This is a genomic window from Virgibacillus sp. Bac330, from assembly GCF_003667845.1.
GTDB lineage: Bacteria > Bacillota > Bacilli > Bacillales > Amphibacillaceae > Virgibacillus > Virgibacillus chiguensis.
This window is the reverse complement of record NZ_CP033048.1, coordinates 3871714-3890161: the sequence shown is the minus strand read 5'-3', so window position 1 is coordinate 3890161 and position 18448 is coordinate 3871714. Positions and strand designations below refer to the sequence as shown.

Sequence of the window (18448 nt, the reverse complement as noted above, 5' to 3'; positions counted from 1 at the left end):
CCACGTCTGGTGCAAGCGCCCAGCAACTAGGCGACTTCACGAATCGCCCTACGATAAGTCATCATTGGTTCGTGCGACACCGCCTCAACATGATTCCTAAAACTTTCGTTGATTTGTTCCACTCGCTACGTTGCTAACCGGGCGCTTGCGCCTTTGTTCTATAGAAAAACATAAAAATTCTAGGTTTTGTCATTTATTCCTTATGTTCATCGTATCGCTTCTTTTTTAAATAATAACCGTAAGAAAATACAGCAAGAAAACAAATAAACCCAACACTTCCTACAATCAACCCACCCCTAATACTGCCACCAGGTAGAAACTTTCCTGCTAATCCAAATAGTAACCCAATACAAACAGCGAGCAACACAATGCGGTAATAAGGCCCTGGTCTTCTCATGATATTCTCGTACGTATCAATGGTAATGCTTAGGTTAAGAAGGCTTAGCACAACCATTGAAATGCTAAATACAAACCAAACGGGGCTTGATAATGCCGCGTCAATTCCTTTTGTAACTCCATCATAAATAATAATCGCTAATATACCTACTGTTTGTATAAAAAATACCATTGAAATATGCTTCAAGTTTCTGTGTTTCAACCGTTCATCTTGCATTTTTTTAATCACTCTTCTCCCTCTCTTGGAATCCAGAATATTTCGTCTAATGAGCGACCTGTCGCATAGCAGATTTCTAAGCATAAATTTAAAGTCGGATTGTACTTTCCTTTTTCAACGTTTTTTCAGCTAATTGCTGTTGGGTTAGTTCTGCTTGCACGCGAGCAAATTTTACTTTATTTTTCACGTGTTTAATGCCCCCTTGCCCTTATTGTAACATATACATTACATTATTCAATATATATATTACATGGCGCAAAAAAGAGTATAGCTTGACAAAGTAAGTGAGCAACTTGTAAAATGACTGATAATCAGTCATGAATTTCGGTGTGTGGAGGTGAGGGGATGGATAATAAAAAACAGAAGATTGTTCAGTCTGCCATTCATGTTTTTCAAGAGAAGGGCATTGAAAAAACAAAGATATCCGATATTGTGAAAGGTGCAGGTGTGGCTCAAGGAACCTTTTATTTATATTTCCCATCCAAATTAGCAGTCATGCCTTCCATCGCTGAAGTGATGGTGCAAAAGATTGTAGAGGCGATGAAGGAAGAGGTAAACGTGGAGCAAGCATTTATTACACAATTGGAACAGGTCGTTCATGTTGCCTTTAAAATAACGAACGATTATCGGGAAATTTATGCGCTTATGTTTGCTGGTTTGGCTTCCAGTCAATATTTAAGTGAGTGGGAGAAAATTTATGAACCATATTATGCTTGGATGCAGGAGTTTTTAAATCAACCTAAAGCTACCGCTATGTTGCGTGATCCCATCGATGTAGAGGCAACAGCAAAATTATTAATTGGATTAATTGAAGCAGCAGCTGAACAATCTTACTTGTTTGATAAACATGATGAAAAAAAAGCAAATCAGAAAAAGAAAGAAGTATTGGACTTTGCTAAACATGCATTATGTAAATAGGTTGGCAAAATAGGTATAGAAAGAACTTTCTGTACTTTAGAATGACGTATAAGCAAAACAGGCTTTTCGTCATATAAAATTGGTGGTAAATCCCAGTTTTGAATATACAGCTTGGTGTTAGCCAAGTTTTTCTTACACTATAATGACTGATAGTCAGTCACGAGGGAGAAGGAGTATGGAAATGAATAAATCATGGATCTATGTTGTATTAACAAGTGTGTTCGAATTAATTTGGATTTATGGCTTTAACACGGCATCTACGTGGTGGCATTGGGTATTAATTATAGGTGCTATATTACTAGACTTACATTTCTTATCCAAAGCGTGTGAAGGGATTCCAACTGGAACGGTATACGCTATTTTTGCGGCAGTTGGAACAGTAGGAACGGCGTTAATGGATGTTTATATATTTGAAGGAAGCTTAAATATGGGGAAAATTTTCTTTATGTTCTTGTTAGTTTTAGGTGTCATTGGTTTGAAGTTATTTGATGCACCAGAGCAAACAACGAAGCAGGAGGTGCGTTCATAATGGGTTGGCTTCTAGTAGCATGTGCTTCTGTGTTTGAAATCATCGGCGTTTTAGGCTTGCGGTTATATAGTCAAAATAAGACCGTCGCAAATGGGTTGTTGTATCTTGGCGGATTAGGCGCATCGTTTGCTTTTCTCTATGCCTCTTTCTCTTATTTGCTTGTCAGTGTTGCTTATTCCGTATTTATGGGAGTTGGGACAGCTGGAGCTGTATTGATGAATATGATTTTCTTTGGGGAATCAACAAACAAGCTACGTGTGTTTAGCTTAGGCTTAATCATCATTGGCGTCGTTGGGTTAAAAGCAATATCGTAAAGTGAAACATCACAATGCGATATACGCTTTTTCTACGATTCTTCCAAATTATAGTCACACTTAATTTATTCTAGAATATAAAAATAATATCAAATTATTCATATGTAAAAAAAAGCGTTGACTTTTATTGGAAAAAGATATAATATATCAAGCAATATATGCAAAGATTATTTTCAGCATTAATTGGTAATTATGCATTATCTTAGAAACAGATTTTTAGAATGCTTTGTCTAACTAGTCATCTGATAGGTAAGAGGGGCATAAGATAAAAATGGAACATTGCTCTTCTTACCATTTGAAAAAAGAGCGTAATTCTTTTTCATTTCAGTGCAACATGAAGGTGATTTAACCTTCAGTATCGTTAAGAATACATGTAGGAGGGATAGTTTTTGACACGACAAATACTTTCGTATCAAAATTTTACTGTCGACCCTTTTCAAGATTTCAGCCCTACTGATGATACAAAGGGTGCTTTCACGATTTTACGTTGGGCGTATGATCTGTATGGAGATTCCATTGTATATGCATGCAGCTTTGGTGCAGAAAGTATGGTACTCATTGATTTACTATCTAAGGTGAAGTCAAATGCGAAGATTGTCTTTCTAGATACAGGGTTACATTTTCAAGAAACGTACGATCTTATTGATGAAGTAAAGAACAGATACCCTGATTTGCGAATGCATCTAAAGCAACCTGATTTGACCGTTGACGAACAGGCCGCAAAGTATGGCTCAGCGTTATGGAAGCGGAAGCCAGATCAATGTTGTTTTATTCGTAAGATCAAACCGCTTAAAGAGGTGCTTGACAATGTGCCTGCTTGGATTTCTGGACTTCGCAGAGAGCAGTCATTAAGTCGGAGTAAAACAGACTTTGTGAATAAAGATGAAAGATTTAAAAGTATTAAAGTATGTCCATTGATACATTGGACTTGGGATGATGTCTGGAATTACATTTTACAACGAGAATTGCCGTATAATGAACTGCATGATAATTATTTTCCAAGTATTGGGTGTATCCCTTGTACATCACAAGTAACAGAATCCGATGATTTACGTGCAGGAAGATGGACGGGGCAAACGAAAACAGAATGTGGTCTGCATACAAATAATGACGACAGGAATTTGAGATGATTTGATAAAACATCTTTTTTATTTCACTTAATTCCTAGTATTTTAATTGGTATACTTTGTATTTGGATGACATATAAAGGTTTTCTTTTATCCCGTACAGATTGTTTAGATAAGCAAATCAGGGATTTAGGTGCTATTGTCTTATGCAGCTTACGTCTTCCAGTTCTTGAAGTGAGAGTCTGATAGCTCCTTATATTCTAGATAAAATGAGTAGTAGTGAGGTGAGCATGTTGTCGTTGAATGTGATAAATAGTCCATTTAATCAAGAACAAGTTGAGCAATTAAGTCGTTTATTACCAACATTAACGGTTAGCCAAAAGGTTTGGCTAAGCGGCTACCTTTCAGGAGTGATGTCTAAAGAAGTACAGCATACTAGTAGTTCACCCCCGCAAGTAGATAGTAAGCCAATGCCTGCTAGTACATCCACAAGAAAAGTAACGGTACTATACGGTTCAGAAACAGGAACAGCTCGCTTATTAAGTGAAATGATGGCTGAAAAGCTAGATGCAGCTAATTTTATGGTGACCTTGTTAGCTCTTGATGACTTCAAAACAAGTAAATTAAAAAAGACGGGGGATTTATTAATTATAACGGCAACCCATGGGGAAGGTGATCCGCCAAATAATGCGATATCTTTTTATGAATTTCTTCATAGTAGAAAAGCACCTACATTGGAACAATTGCGTTTTTCGGTGCTGTCACTTGGTGATACGTCGTATGAATTCTTCTGTCAAACTGGAAAGGATTTGGATAAACGTCTAGAGGAATTAGGTGGAGAGAGATTATATGAGCGAGTAGATTGTGATTTAGACTTTGATGAACAAGCAAACTTGTGGATGGATGGTGTTCTAGATGTTTTAACGCATTCATCGGATGCTGTTGACCATCACGCGCGTTTAGATCAGAAACAGGACGGCATGGTCGCTTCCGAGCAAGCTGTTTTTTCAAGAACAAATCCATTTATGGCAGAGGTTATAGAGAATATAACGTTAAGTGGGCGTGGCTCTCAAAAACAAACGCACCATTTAGAACTATCTCTTGACGGCTCAGATTTCACCTTCAAACCAGGAGATAGTATAGGAATTTATCCAAAAAATGACCCGGAATTAGTAGAGCAACTTTTAACGGAGCTCAGATGGGACGCGGACCAAAGCCTAGCTGCTGTGAATAAGCAAGGAGAAATAAGATCATTACGTGAAGCATTGCTATCTCTTTTTGAAATAACCGTTTTAACAATACCAATGTTAGAAAAGGCAGAGAGACTGTTTGCAAACAGCGCTTTAAGCGATTTTATAAAAGCAGGCAATAAAGAAACATTACTTGCTTATATAAAGGGAAGAGATGTTCTAGATTTAGTGACTGATTTTCCACCGGAGAAGCTGGAGCCAGAGGAGTTTGTGAGCATGTTGCGGAAGCTTCCAGCCCGGCTTTATTCTATCGCCAGTAGTTACAAAGCAAATCCAGATGAAGTTCATTTAACGATTGGAAAGGTCCATTATGTTACCCATGGACGTGAGCGGTTTGGAGTTTGTTCGGGGCAAGTTTCCACAAGATTGGAAATAGGCGATAAGTTGCCCATATATATACAAAAAAATCCTAATTTTCAATTTCCTAATGATCCGCAAACGCCAGTCATTATGATTGGGCCTGGTACGGGAGTAGCGCCCTTTCGTTCTTATTTGGAAGAGCTGGAGGAAACGAAAGAGAAGCAAAGAACATGGCTTTTCTTTGGTGAACAGCATTTTTTATATGATTTTCTCTATCAAGTAGATTGGCAAAAGTGGCTAAAAACAGGCGTACTTTCGAGGATGGATGTCGCATTCTCAAGAGATACTGACCAAAAAGTATATGTCCAACACAAGATGCTTGAAAAAAGCAACGAATTTTATAATTGGTTAAAAGCTGGTGCAGCTGTTTATGTATGTGGCGATGAGAAGCATATGGCGAAGGATGTGCATCAAACGCTGGTGACTATATTAAAGCAAGAGGGTGACATGAGCGAAGAAAAAGCCGAATCCTACTTGCAGCAAATGCGTCTAGAAAAACGTTATCAGCGAGATGTGTATTAATTGATTCGTTGCGCTTCAGAGTGATGTGTTGGTTAAAAAAGGTATGAGTGAATGGAGGGAGTTCAACGCAATGTCAAAAGAAAAAGATGATCTGCATGAGAGATCTTTAGATGATATGGAGCAAATAAAGCAGCGCAGTAATTTTCTACGGGGAACGATAACGGAAGGACTTGTAGATCCAATTACGGGGGCAATTTCGGATGATGATAATAAATTATTGAAGTTTCACGGCAGTTACCAGCAAGATGACCGTGATTTACGAGATGAACGAAGACGCCAAAAATTAGAGCCTGCCTATCAATTTATGATTCGGGTACGTGTGCCGGGAGGGATTGCTACACCGGAACAATGGCTGGTGATGGATGAACTTGCTGATAAATATGCAAACGGGTCCATTCGTTTAACGACAAGGCAAGCATTTCAATTGCATGGCATTTTGAAATGGGATTTAAAAAACACAATAAAAGAGATTAATCAGACACTTATGGATACATTAGCCGCTTGTGGCGATGTCAATCGAAATGTGATGTGCAGTACCAATTCGTATCCATCAGCAATCCATCAGGAAGTGCAGAAATGGGCGCAAGCAATCAGTGACCATCTCTCACCAAGAACGGGAGCATATCATGAGATTTGGCTAGATAAAGAAAAAGTGGTTGACTCACGAGACGAAATGGAAATAGAACCCATTTATGGATCAACTTATTTACCGAGGAAATTCAAAATTGGCATTGCAATCCCCCCATCAAATGATATTGATGTATTCTCGCAAGATCTTGGCTTTATTGCCCTTCAAGAAGCCAATAAGCTCATTGGTTTTAATGTTTCCGTTGGTGGTGGTATGGGCATGACACACGGAAATACCAATACGTATCCCCAATTAGGGCGGGTGATAGGCTTCTGTTCTCCTGATCAAGTGATTGCTGTAGCAGAACAAATTGTTACGATTCAGCGGGATTATGGAAACCGCTCTGACCGAAAGAATGCTAGATTTAAATACACCATTGATGCAAGGGGAATAGATTGGCTACAACAGACGCTACACGAACGCTTAGGTTGGGAATTGGAAGAGCCAAAAGATTATCAGTTTAAAAGTAATGGCGATAGCTATGGGTGGAAGGAAGCAAATGATATGTGGCATTTTACATTATTCATTGAAAATGGGCGTGTCAAAGATACAAGGGATTATCAACTCCGAACAGGGCTAAGAGAAATTGCTAAGATTCATACGGGAGACTTGCGTTTAACGCCTAATCAAAATTTAATTATTGCTAATGTTACGAAACAGAAGAAGGGTCAGATGGAGCAACTTATTCAAACGTATCAACTAACAAATGGTGGTCAACTTAGTGGTTTGCGGCGTAATTCGATGGCTTGTGTAGCTTTACCGACATGTGCTTTGGCAATGGCAGAGTCAGAAAGATATCTACCTTCCTTCATTGACAAAGTAGAAGCAATTCTTCAAGAAGCAGGTCTCCATCAAGAAGAAATTGTGATCCGTATGTCAGGCTGCCCAAACGGTTGTTCACGGCCAGTTTTAGCTGAGATAGCGTTTATAGGTAAGGGACCTGGCAAGTACAATCTATATCTGGGCGGAAGTTTTACCGGGGAACGATTAAGCAAGCTCTACAAGGAAAATATAGGAGAAAAAGAGATGTTAGATACACTAAAACCAATTATAATGCAGTATGCAAAGGAAAGGTTAGACGGGGAGCATTTTGGCGACTTTGTTATTCGAACAAATTATGTAGAAGCCGTATATTCTGGATTGGATTTTCATAAATAATGGAGGTTGTAGGTGATGATGAAAGAGGTGGAGGGAGTTATCGGAAAGGTATATTTGGTAGGGGCAGGGCCAGGGGATCCTGATTTAATTACGATCAAGGGTGTCAAAATCATCAGTCAATCAGATGTTATTTTATATGATCGTTTGGTAAATGAACAATTATTAGCTTACGCACCAGAACAGACAATACGTATTTATTGTGGGAAACGTCCAGATCATCATGCATTAAAACAGGAACAAATTAACCAACTACTTTGTTATTATGCAAGTCAAGGAAAGGTAGTTACGAGATTAAAAGGTGGAGATCCTTTTATATTTGGCAGAGGAGGAGAGGAAGTTCTAGCGTTAAGAAAATATCGAATTCCGTTTGAAATTGTACCAGGAATCACGTCTGGATCAGCTGCGCCAGCTTATGCGGGAATTCCTTTAACCCACCGTCAAATTAGTTCCTCTGTGGCTTTTGTATCGGGAGTAACTAGGGCGGAAGAGGATAGTGAAGCATATTGGGAACATCTTGCAAAGGGCCCAGATACTTTATGTATCTATATGGGGGTAAAAAACCTCTCCGACATTTGTAAGTATTTAATTCGCTATGGTAGAGATGCGATGACACCAATTGCCGCTATTTATTATGGAACAACACAAGTACAACAAACGGTCACGGGTACGTTAGAAACAATTGCATTGAAAGCAAAGCAGATCAAAAACCCTGCGATGCTTATTATTGGCGAGGTTGTTCGGTTGCGTGAGCACATACAGTGGTTTGAAGAAATGGCAAGTGAAGAAAGCGAGCCGCTCGGTGCTGTAATCAGTTCGTGAAAAAAGGGGGGATATCTTATGCAAGGCGTACTTTATGTAAGTCATGGAAGTCGTTATGCTGATGCTTTGGAAGAGGCAGTGACATTTCTAGAAGTAGTAAAAGAACAAATAAATGTCCCTTTACAAGAAGTCTGTTTTCTCGAATTGGCTTCTCCTAATATGAAGCAAGGAATAGCTAATTTGGTAGCTCAAGGGGCGACCAGCATCGCTATTATACCTGTCCTATTATTACAGGCAGGTCATTATTATCAGGATATTCCACAGGCGATTGCACAACAAAGGAGATTATATCCAGCTATTGCATTTTCTTATGGTCAGCCTCTCGGTGTACAGGATCGAATCATTCACCTATTAGCTGAGCGCATGGAGCAAGCAATTGCAGAACAGAGACCAGATATGAAGGTACTGCTAGTAGGCAGAGGTAGTAGCAATCCACAAACGGTCATAGATATCGAAACGATTGCACGAAAACTGAAAAGAATAACAAAACTAAACCACGTCGAAGCCTGTTATTTAGCGGCATGTGAACCGTCTTTTGATAAAAAACTGCACGCTGTTGTTACAGAGAAAAATTCGCAAATCGTCATTATCCCATATATCTGGTTTACCGGATTTCTAATGCGACATATTCATCAAAAGGTTGCAGATATGGAGCTTAATGACAATGAAATCGTTGTTTGTCAGCAGCTAGGCCAGCATCCTGTGATGCAAGAAGCATTGAAGGATCGTGTTATAGAGGCAATATCGTAAAACGAATAGCACAAAAAGGATGTGATACAAATCGCGCGTATTCCCTTAATGGTGGATTTAAAAGAGAAGCAAGTAGTCATTGTTGGTGGAGGCACCATAGCGGCAAGACGAATAAATACAATTAAGGAAAGTAATGCTCCAATTACAGTTATTAGTCCTACGATTCATCAAGCAATTCGAACGGATTGGGAAGCAGGCCTTCTTATATGGCGACAAAAGACATTCGAGGCTACGGATATTTCGCAGGCTATGCTCGTTATTGCAGCTACAAATGATCCATCTGTGAACCAACTCGTATGTGAGTCGGCACCGACGGGTTGTCTCGTAAATAATGCTTCGGATGCAGTAGGAAGCCCTGTTCATTTCCCTGCTCATTTCAGGCAAGGCAGATTATCTATTAGCATTTCAACGAATGAAGCGAGTCCAATGCTAGCAGCCAAAATGAAGCAAGAGCTTGAATCTATCTATAACAAAGACTATGAAGACTATGTAGAATTTTTATACCAAAGTAGACAGCTACTGAAACAATCCACATTGGAGAAGCAACAACAGAAAAAACAATTACAAAAGCTTGTTTCTGATGAATTTCTTTGTAAAGATAAACAGCTTCAAGCACTCCAGTCGCTGAAGCAGATCGTAGAGGGAGTGGATACTAGTGAAAGGGTTATGTAATAAAAAAATAGGTATAGCTGCTACACGAAGAGCAGAACAGATAGCTACATTAGTACAAAAAAATAACGCTATCCCTGCGATTTTTTCTATCCAAGGCGAACAAGTATTGGATGAGGCTATATGCGCGGAAAATATTTCCTGTTTATTATCAGAGCCGTTTGATCTGATTATTTTGACAACTGGGATAGGCGTAGAAAGCTTAGAAAGGGTTGCCCAAAGTCAAAATTGCGATGCCGATTTTATTCAGAAGCTAGGGCGCACAACACTAGCCGTTCGCGGTAGTAAAACACTTCATTGGTTAAAAAAGCATGCGATTTCCCCTACGTTTATATCACAAGATGGTACCATGGAAGACTTAATATCGACACTTGCTCATGCTGACGAGCAGGGGAAACGTGTATATATCCAAGCGTATAATCAAGACGATGCGTGGTTACAAGCCGCATTAGAGCATTTAGGCTACAGCGTTTATTTGGCAAAACCTTATTATTATCGGCAACCAGAAGCAGAGATCTTAACTGCTTTACAAGCTGCAATTATAGATCAATCACTTGATGCAGTCATTTTTACGAGTAAAAAACAGGTGCAGAATTTGTTCCAATCTCTTTCTAATGAAGAACAAAAGCAGGTGGTAGCTGCATTTCATAAGTCTGTCTTAGCTGCCGCAGTTGGGAAGGTAACCGCACAGGAATTAAAAAATTATCATATTCAAAACGTTTTTTATCCAACAAAACCAAAAATGGGTCGAATGGTTGTAGAAATGAACCGTTATTACGAACAGCACGTTGTTTCGTAAAAACCGTCTTTTTTCATAGGGTTTTCTGTCTTTCCCATTAAACAAGGGGTTGAGCGAAGTATTTGGGTGATTGGGCTTTTAGGTATTGGTTCTTTGTTGTCATGAATGGTCTAGCTCGCTTACAGATCTTAATCTAATAAATAGGAATAGGAGGGAGTTTTATTGCGATCAACAATAGAAGGTGGAAGTAACATGCCACATGGGGGAAAATTAATTCAAAGGCAAGTGAATTGTGAAGAACGGGATATGTTTTTACAAATCATAGGGAACTTAAAAACAATCACATTAAATCGTTGGCATGTATCTGATTTGGAATTAATAGCAAATGGAGGATTTAGTCCTTTGACTGGTTTCATGGGCAAGTCTGATTATACGAGGGTGGTAGAAGAAATGCGTCTGGAGGATGGAACGATTTGGAGCATCCCTATCACGCTAGATGTAGAACAAACGCAAGCAGAAACATTAGAGATAGGTGAGCAAATTGCTCTTGTAGGGGAAGACAATGAGGTTTATGCTGTCTTAGATCTTACTGAAAAATTTCACTACGAAAAGGAAAAGGAAGCAAAATTAGTGTATGGAACCACCGATTCTAAACATCCAGGCGTAAGAAAAGTTTATGAAAAAGGGGAAGTATATGTAGCTGGACCTATTCGGCTCCTACAAAAGAAATCAAATAATCCATTTGCTAATTATCAGCTCGATCCTGTGGAAACAAGGCAATTATTTAAAGATTTAGGCTGGAAAACGATTGTTGGCTTCCAAACGAGAAATCCAGTCCATCGTGCCCATGAATATATTCAAAAATGCGCATTAGAATCGGTTGACGGTCTATTACTTAATCCCTTAGTAGGAGAAACAAAATCGGATGATATTTCACCTGCGATTCGAATGAAAAGCTATGAGGTGATTTTAGATAAATATTTTCCCCCAGATCGAACAAGACTAGTTATCTATCCCGCAGCGATGCGTTATGCTGGTCCAAGGGAAGCAATATTACATGCGATTGTCCGAAAAAATTATGGTTGCACACATTTTATAGTTGGGCGAGACCATGCAGGTGTTGGCGATTTTTATGGCACTTATGAAGCACAGGAGTTGATTCGTCAATACGAAGCAGAGCTGGGAATACAAATACTCGCTTTTGAACATGCCTTTTACTGCACGACATGCGAAAATATGGCAACAGAAAAAACATGTCCGCATGATAAAACTTACCACGTGCATTTAAGTGGAACGAAAGTACGTGAAAAGCTACGTAATGGTGAGCATTTGCCAAAGGAGTTCTCGCGACCAGAAGTAGCAAAAGTTTTAATAGAAGGCTTAAGACAACGTTAAATAAAGGAAAGATTACGTATGTCGTATGAAATGATCGTTGTTGCTGTTGTAGTATGTGGCATGATTGGTACGCTTATTATGGATATTGCTCGTCCAGTCATTATTGTGTTTACTGCGTTAACCATCTTGTTAGTAACAGGTATTTTGAAGCCAGAGGATGCATTGGCTGGTTTTTCAAATGAAGGAATGCTTACCATTGCTCTTTTATTTGTAATAGCGGGTGCGATGCAGAAAAGCGGTATGATTGAGGTTATCATGAAAGGTTGGCTCAATAAAAGTAACCGTTTCATAGGTGCTATGATTCGTGTGCTTATACCGACATCTGCCCTTTCTGCCTTTTTTAATAACACACCGATTGTTGTTACCTTCACACCGATGCTTAAAAATTGGTGTGAGGAGCATCAAATTGCACCATCTAAATTCTTAATTCCCCTTTCCTATGCAACTATTTTAGGCGGAACGATTACATTGATGGGAACATCGACGAATCTCGTTGTGCATGGCATGCTAATAGATTACGGCTATGACGGTTTTTCTCTCTTTCAGTTAGCAGTTATTGGTATTCCCATTACCGTTGTCGGGCTTATTTATTTGATTGTCATAGGAAGACATTTGTTGCCTGATCAGAAAGGGTTTCAACAGCAGGTAAGAATAGGTGCTAAGGAGTATATGGCAGAATTAATTGTAGACCATTCATTTCCTGGGATAAATCAGACGGTCAAAGAGGCTCGATTAAAAGAGGTAAAAGGGATTTATTTATTAGGGATTATCCGTGATAAAGAACGCATATTTCCGGTTCGCTCGACAACTAGAATTCAAGCAGGAGATCGTCTTATTTTTACCGGTTTGATTACGGCATTAACCGGGGTGCAAGTAACGAAAGGGCTAACATTAAACATGGGGCATCCTATGAATCTTGCTGAATTAAAAAAGGCTAACTCAACCATTGTAGAAGCTGTAGTGTCGCATCAATCTTCTTTAGTTTATCAATCCATTAAGCAAGTGAAGTTTCGCTCTTTATATGATGCTGGAGTTATCGCAATTCATCGAAATAATGAACAGCTCCAATCCAAGATAGGCGATATCTTGTTAAAGCCAGGGGATCATTTATTATTGCTGGCGGGAGCTGATTTCATTGACAAGTATCAGCAGTCGGAAGATTTTTATGTCATGATGCCATTTCATTGGATGCATATGGTTTATCGACCTTCCTTTAAAGGCTGGCTAACCATCCTTATATTTTTAATCATGATTATACTCATTACCATTGGCGTGCTAAGTATGTTTAAAGCAATGGCCATCGTCGTTGCTGTTATGCTAGCAATGAAGGTAGTTACGATGGAAGAAATAAAAAAATATATTCATTTTGATGTCCTGGTGCTTATTGCCTGTTCCTTTGGTATTGGGATAGCGACGATGAAGTCAGGTCTTGCCCCTTGGATTGCTGATGGGATAGTAACTGTAGGAAAGCCGCTAGGTTTATTTACCTTACTGTTACTTATTTATATCGTAACGAATATATTTACAGAAATCATTACGAACAGTGCGGCGGCTATTTTGATGATCCCAATTGCCTTTGAGATGGCAGAAACACTGGGTTTAGATCCAATGGGTTTTGCGGTAACGGTGACGATTGCCGCATCTGCTAGTTTTATTACCCCAATTGGTTATCAAACAAATCTCATTGTATATGGTCCTGGTGGTTACACATTTAAAGACTATATGAAAATAGGGACACCACTAAGTATCCTCGTTATGTTCATTACGGTAATTATTGTATACTTTTGGTGGTTTTAGGAGGGAGAAAATGAGTAAATCAAAGCATATTTCTTGGCATGGTTCTCTAGTAACAAAGGAAATGAGACAAAAGCGAAACAAGCATAAAAGTGCTGTACTTTGGTTTACAGGGTTATCTGGATCTGGAAAATCAACGATCACCGTAGAGCTAGAAAGAAAACTTTATCAACTAGGTATTTACACGTATCGGTTAGATGGCGATAATATTCGCCATGGGTTAAATAAGAATCTTGGGTTTACTGCAGAGGAACGATCAGAAAATATACGAAGAATTGGCGAAGTATCAAAACTGTTTATTGATGCAGGGGTGCTTGCATTAACTGCTTTTATTTCTCCGTATCGAGATGATCGAAATTTGGTAAGAGCGCTGTTACCAAGTAATGAATTTATTGAAATATACGTGAAATGCCGTTTAGAAGTATGTGAAGAACGCGATCCAAAGGGGTTGTATAAAAAAGCACGAGCTGGTGAAATTGCAGGCTTTACTGGTATTGATGCACCTTACGAGGCGCCGATTTCTCCTGAGTTAACCATTGATACAGAGAAATTATCTGTGGAAGAAGCAGCGCAACGGGTTATTCACTACTTGTTGGAAAAGGAATATTTAACAGTATAAGTCTATTGTGAAAATAATGACCGTGTGATGAGAAGACGCGAGTACGACGTATACACGAAAACTACTTGAAAAAGCGTTGGAGATTGATTCTCGGTCTGGCTCCAACGCTTCATGTATAGGGCTTCCTATTTGTAAAACATGGCATTTCAGCGGAATTCGATACTTGGAGGGTAATTGTACTTTGGTCTTACAGTGAATTTATCATACCCCCAAGAATAGTTTTTTGTTACTAAAACGAACAGACTTCCAGTTTGTTGCCGAAAGGATCGTAGAAAACAAAAGAGCTCATACTATCATATGTTTCGATTGCTTCTACCGTAACGCCCTTATTTCGCAAATGGCTGTGCGCTGTTTCTATATCTTCTGAGAAAAAGTTAAAATGCGGTGGACGATTGCTTTCATAGGTTGTATCTGCTTTCCATAAAGTAAGCGGTGTCTCTCCTAGCTTTAGGACGATAAGATGGTTTGTAACGTCTTCGAATAGAACTGGTAGATCCAGTACTTTGGTATACCAATCTTTAGCTGTTTCTAAATGAGGAACGAGCACAAAAACCGTGTCGATTCGCTGAAATAGCATAAAAAACCCCCTACGAAATAGAATAGTTTGCCTCTTTTTCACACGATAGGAAAGTATTTGATTTTTACCGTTTATCGTATAAGGAAAAGCAATGGCTTGTCGCCAAATAGATTGCGATAGGCCCCAGATTTTCTCATGCTCAGTAAAAATAGCACTATTGCAAATGACCAACTTGGTTATAATCTTTTATATGCCAAGTTTGTTCTTTCAAATGGATATTGCTTATACAACCATTCATCAGCGATGTTTTCCCTGAGCCAATTTCCCCATTAGAAACTTCAGCTAAAATAGCGTTGATAACAGCGCCATGAGCAACTAATAACACACGCTGCTGCGGATATTGTTCGTTTACCTTCTCAACTCCAGCCATTACGCGTTGATTAAAATCTACCCGTTCTTCCTGGTTAGCGAAATGCCCACTTGGATATCTATGTTTTCTTTCTTCCATCGTTAGTCCTTCTGCATCACCGAAAGAGCGTTCCTTAAAATCATCCATTTTTATGATTGGCAAATGTAAGTGCTGATTTATAATGTCAGCAGTCTCTTTTGCGCGAAGTAAAGGACTACAGATTAGAATATCATAATCATGAGCATGTAAATATTTCCCACATGCCTGTGCTTGCTCTCGCCCAGTGTCATTTAGTGTAATATCTGTTTTCCCTTGCAGCTTGCCTTGTTTATTCCAATTCGTTTGTCCGTGACGAATAAAACAAATCGTTGTAATGGTTCTTCTCTCCCTTATCTATAGCACTTACGCTTATTATAGCAAATAAAGCTTGATACGAACAAAGGCATATGTGATTGGTAGGCGTCAAGTTTTTCTCTACATAGTTATAACCTTTAAATTTCCAGCACTCTATTTATGTACACTTTACTGCGTTTTATAAACAAACAAGTTAAGATAGTGACCGCTGGGAAAAACACTATGCTAACTGGTTATTCTATAATGGATCTCCTTTCTCTTTATGGACTAGAAATTAGCTCTAATACCTTCCGCGAGAGATATTTTCCACATACAAAGCAAAAGTACAAGTTTTGCTGTAAAAAAGATTTCGCAATAAGCCAATGGTTTCTGAAGGCTATCATACAAAAAGAAACATCCCTGCATGGAGTATTTGCTTTCTAAGGTTGAATAATTTCGTATATTTCCTTTGTTGCATGCTAAAAATGGTATAAATGATGTTTGGGTGATGATTTCACGTGGAATGGAACACTATCCGTGATGGTAAAAAGATTTGAAGGAGGTAGACAGAATATGAAACCAGAAAACATGCAAAAAGGTAGCACACCACGTCAACATCAAAATCGGCAGCCAGGGTTAGAATCAGAGATGCATCCATTACCGCATCAGCCGCTAGAGTATAAAGGTTCCGAGAAATTAGCAGGCAAAGTCGCGTTAATAACTGGAGGAGATAGTGGCATTGGGCGTGCAGTTGCCATTCTATATGCAAAAGAAGGTGCTCATGTAGCTATCTCTTATTTGGATGAACACGAGGATGCAGAAAAAACAAAAGAACTCGTTGAAGCTGAGGGAGGTAAGTGTATATTACTTCCTGGTGATATTAAGAGCGCTGTCCATTGCCTGAATCTTGTGGAAAAGACGGTAGAAGCGTTTGGGAAAATTAATATTTTAGTTAACAATGCTGCGATTCAATTTATACACGAGGACGTATTAGATATATCCGATGAACAGATGGAGGATGTATTTCGAGTTAACTTCTTCTCTCAATTTTATTTAACAAAAGCAGCAGTTCGCCATATGCGTGCTGGAGACTCTATTATTAATACGTCGTCCATAAATGCTTATAGAGGAAATCCAATTTTAATGGATTATTCGGCAACGAAGGGAGCTATTACTGCTTTCACACGTAGTATTGCACAAAGCTTAGCTAAAAAAGGAATTCGTGCTAATTCCGTTGCCCCTGGTCCAGTTTGGACACCACTTATACCATCCTCTTTTGATGAAGATGGTGTAGAAAATTTTGGTCAAGATACCCTAATGAATCGACCTGGCCAGCCATCCGAACATGCATGGCCATATGTGATGTTAGCTTCAGATGAGGCATCCTATATGACAGGACAAGCTATTCATATTAATGGTGGAACGTGGACGTCCTCTTAATGAGGCTAGTATATGGACAAAACAAAAACAGTCCATTAAAAACAAATAATAAATGGTTCTTTGGTATACGTTTAGTGAAGTTAAGATTGCGGGGGTAGCACGAGTTGCAGATGTCATAAAAAAATGTTTTCCGGAAGTAGAAGTTGTATTAGTGGAAAGTGAACGATGTTGAGGTAGCGATAAAAGCCGAGCAATTATTATTTGATTGTTCGGCTTTTTGCATAAGGTCCTGATACGTCACGCTAGAAGGTCACCTATCTTTCTTTACAAAAAAAGTATCAAAGTGAAGTTTTAATTTAAGAAAAGCCATCTTTGGGTATGATAGAAGTCAAGTTTTTCTAACAAGCACACGTGTTACGTTCATTTTTGAATAGCTGCCATCGTTTTTATCTGCTTTCTGTTAAAATATGTGCTTATTTTAGTATAAAATTTGTTGCTTTGGCATATGAATCCAACGAAATAGCCCCGTTCGGCGCAAGCGCCCAGCAACTAGGCGACTTCACTCCATTGCCCTAAGCTAAGTCATCATCGGTTTGTTCTAAATAGGAATTCCAACCAAAGACGGGCTTGCCGGAGGGGGCCGGCATACCTGTTGCAGGAGCATGATTCCTAAAGCTTTCGTTGATTCGTTCCAGTCGCTACGTCGCTAAACGGACGCCCCGAGCCTTTGTTCCACTATAGGAAAAGTATAAGAGTTTAAAGGTTGATAGTATAAGAAAAACTACGCCTTTCGCCATAAGGACTTGGCGACAAGCCAAGTTTTTCTAACGAATCAAACATGCAGCTTTTCTCCAAATCCCTCGTTGTAAATGAAGCGTGTAGTATTATCATTCCGCCCTATTCTGCAAAATATCCTCTTTGTTCGTTCTTTGAAAAGAATCTTTCTCCATATGAAACGGATATGGCTTGTATGAAGTTCTACCATCTATTAAGAATCGCTTACCGCATGTTTTTATACATAATTCAAAAGAGATATATCCACTAAGAGAATTGCCCATATGTTGTATATTAAGAACGAAGCTGATTTGATTCTATATTTCAAGTGTATTTAAACGAAAGCGCTATAATTTTTTATATTCGTCTTTCACTTGTTGTTAACGACTTATTTTGTATAGTTTTTGTATAGTTTGATTTAGTATAATTTAGCGGAAAAGTTATAGACATAGAGAGAATAACTTGTGTGACACAGACTATATGTGTGACATGTAAAAGGCATAAATCATATGGGGGTACGGGTGAAATGAAGATTTGTGTCTAATTTGGTAATACGGAAGCAAATGAAAAGATACAAAACCTCATGAACTAGTATTACTTCAGTAAATGCACAGAACAAGGAAGAAAAATAAGGAGGGATTGAGAACAAAAAACAAATCTCGCGTTCTATATTTGTGTATCAGTTTTACAAAGGTTCTTTCAACAAACAAGAAAGCAATCATCGATGAAATATAGACGCCGTAAAAAAGTAGTCTTGTCTGAACCTATTTAATGTAAAGAGTAGGTTCTATTTAAGTATGACAAGGATTTTCATACCTATATGGGTATATAGGTATGGGAGTGAGTTTAGCGAAAGTAAGATGTTAAAGGAATGATCGCTCGTTTTAACAC

At 38.8% G+C, this 18448-nt stretch carries 17 protein-coding genes and 1 pseudogene; 14 read left to right on the top strand and 4 right to left on the bottom strand.

What is annotated here, in order from left to right; translation table 11 throughout:
* Positions 1 to 193: 193 nt before the first annotated feature.
* Entirely contained in the window at positions 194 to 625 is a 432-nt protein-coding gene (locus tag D9780_RS18095) for a hypothetical protein (RefSeq protein ID WP_121641098.1), read from the bottom strand.
* Positions 622 to 800 (bottom strand): annotated as a pseudogene (locus tag D9780_RS18090) (helix-turn-helix transcriptional regulator). The gene D9780_RS18095 and the pseudogene D9780_RS18090 overlap by 4 nt, the downstream one beginning before the upstream one ends.
* A gap of 158 nt (positions 801 to 958) precedes the next feature.
* Between D9780_RS18090 and D9780_RS18085 the strand changes: the two are divergent.
* The 13 genes from D9780_RS18085 to cysC all read left to right on the top strand — a co-directional run bounded on the left by D9780_RS18085 (position 959) and on the right by cysC (position 14144).
* Positions 959 to 1531, top strand: coding sequence for a TetR family transcriptional regulator (locus D9780_RS18085; protein WP_121641097.1), 573 nt, complete (start codon positions 959 to 961; stop codon positions 1529 to 1531).
* Between the two features lie 181 nt (positions 1532 to 1712).
* Positions 1713 to 2060 (top strand): DMT family transporter, encoded by a 348-nt coding sequence (locus tag D9780_RS18080; protein ID WP_121641546.1) that lies wholly within the window; start codon positions 1713 to 1715, stop codon positions 2058 to 2060.
* Positions 2060 to 2374, top strand: a complete 315-nt coding sequence (locus D9780_RS18075) for a DMT family transporter (protein ID WP_121641096.1) — start codon at positions 2060 to 2062, stop codon at positions 2372 to 2374. Before D9780_RS18080 ends, D9780_RS18075 begins: the two co-directional genes overlap by 1 nt.
* 389 nt (positions 2375 to 2763) lie before the next feature.
* Positions 2764 to 3504 carry a phosphoadenylyl-sulfate reductase gene (locus D9780_RS18070; RefSeq protein WP_121641095.1) on the top strand — a complete coding sequence of 247 codons (741 nt, stop codon included), beginning with the start codon at positions 2764 to 2766 and terminating at the stop codon, positions 3502 to 3504.
* A 230-nt stretch (positions 3505 to 3734) separates the two neighbouring features.
* Positions 3735 to 5573, top strand: coding sequence for an assimilatory sulfite reductase (NADPH) flavoprotein subunit (locus D9780_RS18065; RefSeq protein ID WP_121641094.1), 1839 nt, complete (start codon positions 3735 to 3737; stop codon positions 5571 to 5573).
* A 70-nt stretch (positions 5574 to 5643) separates the two neighbouring features.
* Complete coding sequence (cysI, locus tag D9780_RS18060) at positions 5644 to 7359, top strand: assimilatory sulfite reductase (NADPH) hemoprotein subunit (protein ID WP_205601100.1); 1716 nt, start codon at positions 5644 to 5646, stop codon at positions 7357 to 7359.
* Positions 7360 to 7398: 39 nt separating this feature from the next.
* On the top strand, positions 7399 to 8178 hold the full coding sequence (gene cobA / locus D9780_RS18055) for a uroporphyrinogen-III C-methyltransferase (protein ID WP_121641544.1): 780 nt from the start codon (positions 7399 to 7401) through the stop codon (positions 8176 to 8178).
* A gap of 18 nt (positions 8179 to 8196) precedes the next feature.
* Entirely contained in the window at positions 8197 to 8928 is a 732-nt protein-coding gene (locus D9780_RS18050; RefSeq protein WP_121641093.1) for a sirohydrochlorin chelatase, read from the top strand.
* Between the two features lie 21 nt (positions 8929 to 8949).
* Positions 8950 to 9600, top strand: coding sequence for an NAD(P)-binding protein (locus tag D9780_RS18045; RefSeq protein WP_240458726.1), 651 nt, complete (start codon positions 8950 to 8952; stop codon positions 9598 to 9600).
* The gene (locus D9780_RS18040) at positions 9584 to 10396 is read left to right on the top strand and encodes a uroporphyrinogen-III synthase (protein ID WP_121641092.1); all 813 of its coding nucleotides are present in this window, start codon (positions 9584 to 9586) and stop codon (positions 10394 to 10396) included. Before D9780_RS18045 ends, D9780_RS18040 begins: the two co-directional genes overlap by 17 nt.
* A 192-nt stretch (positions 10397 to 10588) precedes the next feature.
* Entirely contained in the window at positions 10589 to 11731 is a 1143-nt protein-coding gene (gene sat, locus D9780_RS18035) for a sulfate adenylyltransferase (protein WP_121641542.1), read from the top strand.
* An 18-nt stretch (positions 11732 to 11749) separates the two neighbouring features.
* Entirely contained in the window at positions 11750 to 13528 is a 1779-nt protein-coding gene (locus tag D9780_RS18030; protein WP_121641091.1) for an SLC13 family permease, read from the top strand.
* Between the two features lie 10 nt (positions 13529 to 13538).
* A complete protein-coding gene (gene cysC, locus D9780_RS18025) occupies positions 13539 to 14144 on the top strand; it encodes an adenylyl-sulfate kinase (protein ID WP_121641090.1) in 606 nt (201 codons plus the stop codon).
* Positions 14145 to 14373: 229 nt separating this feature from the next.
* Here the strand turns inward: cysC and D9780_RS18020 are convergent, their stop codons facing one another.
* Entirely contained in the window at positions 14374 to 14721 is a 348-nt protein-coding gene (locus tag D9780_RS18020; RefSeq protein WP_121641089.1) for a VOC family protein, read from the bottom strand.
* Between the two features lie 154 nt (positions 14722 to 14875).
* Positions 14876 to 15445 (bottom strand): histidine phosphatase family protein, encoded by a 570-nt coding sequence (locus D9780_RS18015; RefSeq protein ID WP_121641088.1) that lies wholly within the window; start codon positions 15443 to 15445, stop codon positions 14876 to 14878.
* Between the two features lie 531 nt (positions 15446 to 15976).
* On the opposite strand from D9780_RS18015, the gene D9780_RS18005 reads away from it, so the two are divergent.
* On the top strand, positions 15977 to 16843 hold the full coding sequence (locus D9780_RS18005) for an SDR family oxidoreductase (RefSeq protein ID WP_121641086.1): 867 nt from the start codon (positions 15977 to 15979) through the stop codon (positions 16841 to 16843).
* Positions 16844 to 18448: the final 1605 nt, after the last annotated feature.

Excerpts from the sequence above, each read along its gene's own strand:
- D9780_RS18050 (WP_121641093.1), top strand. The coding sequence starts at position 8,197 with ATGCAAGGCGTACTTTATGTAAGTCATGGAAGTCGTTATGCTGATGCT.
- sat (WP_121641542.1), top strand. The coding sequence starts at position 10,589 with ATGCCACATGGGGGAAAATTAATTCAAAGGCAAGTGAATTGTGAAGAA.
- cysC (WP_121641090.1), top strand. The coding sequence starts at position 13,539 with ATGAGTAAATCAAAGCATATTTCTTGGCATGGTTCTCTAGTAACAAAG.
- D9780_RS18085 (WP_121641097.1), top strand. The coding sequence starts at position 959 with ATGGATAATAAAAAACAGAAGATTGTTCAGTCTGCCATTCATGTTTTT.
- D9780_RS18030 (WP_121641091.1), top strand. The coding sequence starts at position 11,750 with ATGTCGTATGAAATGATCGTTGTTGCTGTTGTAGTATGTGGCATGATT.
- D9780_RS18080 (WP_121641546.1), top strand. The coding sequence starts at position 1,713 with ATGAATAAATCATGGATCTATGTTGTATTAACAAGTGTGTTCGAATTA.
- D9780_RS18005 (WP_121641086.1), top strand. The coding sequence starts at position 15,977 with ATGAAACCAGAAAACATGCAAAAAGGTAGCACACCACGTCAACATCAA.
- cysI (WP_205601100.1), top strand. The coding sequence starts at position 5,644 with ATGTCAAAAGAAAAAGATGATCTGCATGAGAGATCTTTAGATGATATG.
- D9780_RS18020 (WP_121641089.1), bottom strand. The coding sequence starts at position 14,721 with ATGCTATTTCAGCGAATCGACACGGTTTTTGTGCTCGTTCCTCATTTA.
- D9780_RS18075 (WP_121641096.1), top strand. The coding sequence starts at position 2,060 with ATGGGTTGGCTTCTAGTAGCATGTGCTTCTGTGTTTGAAATCATCGGC.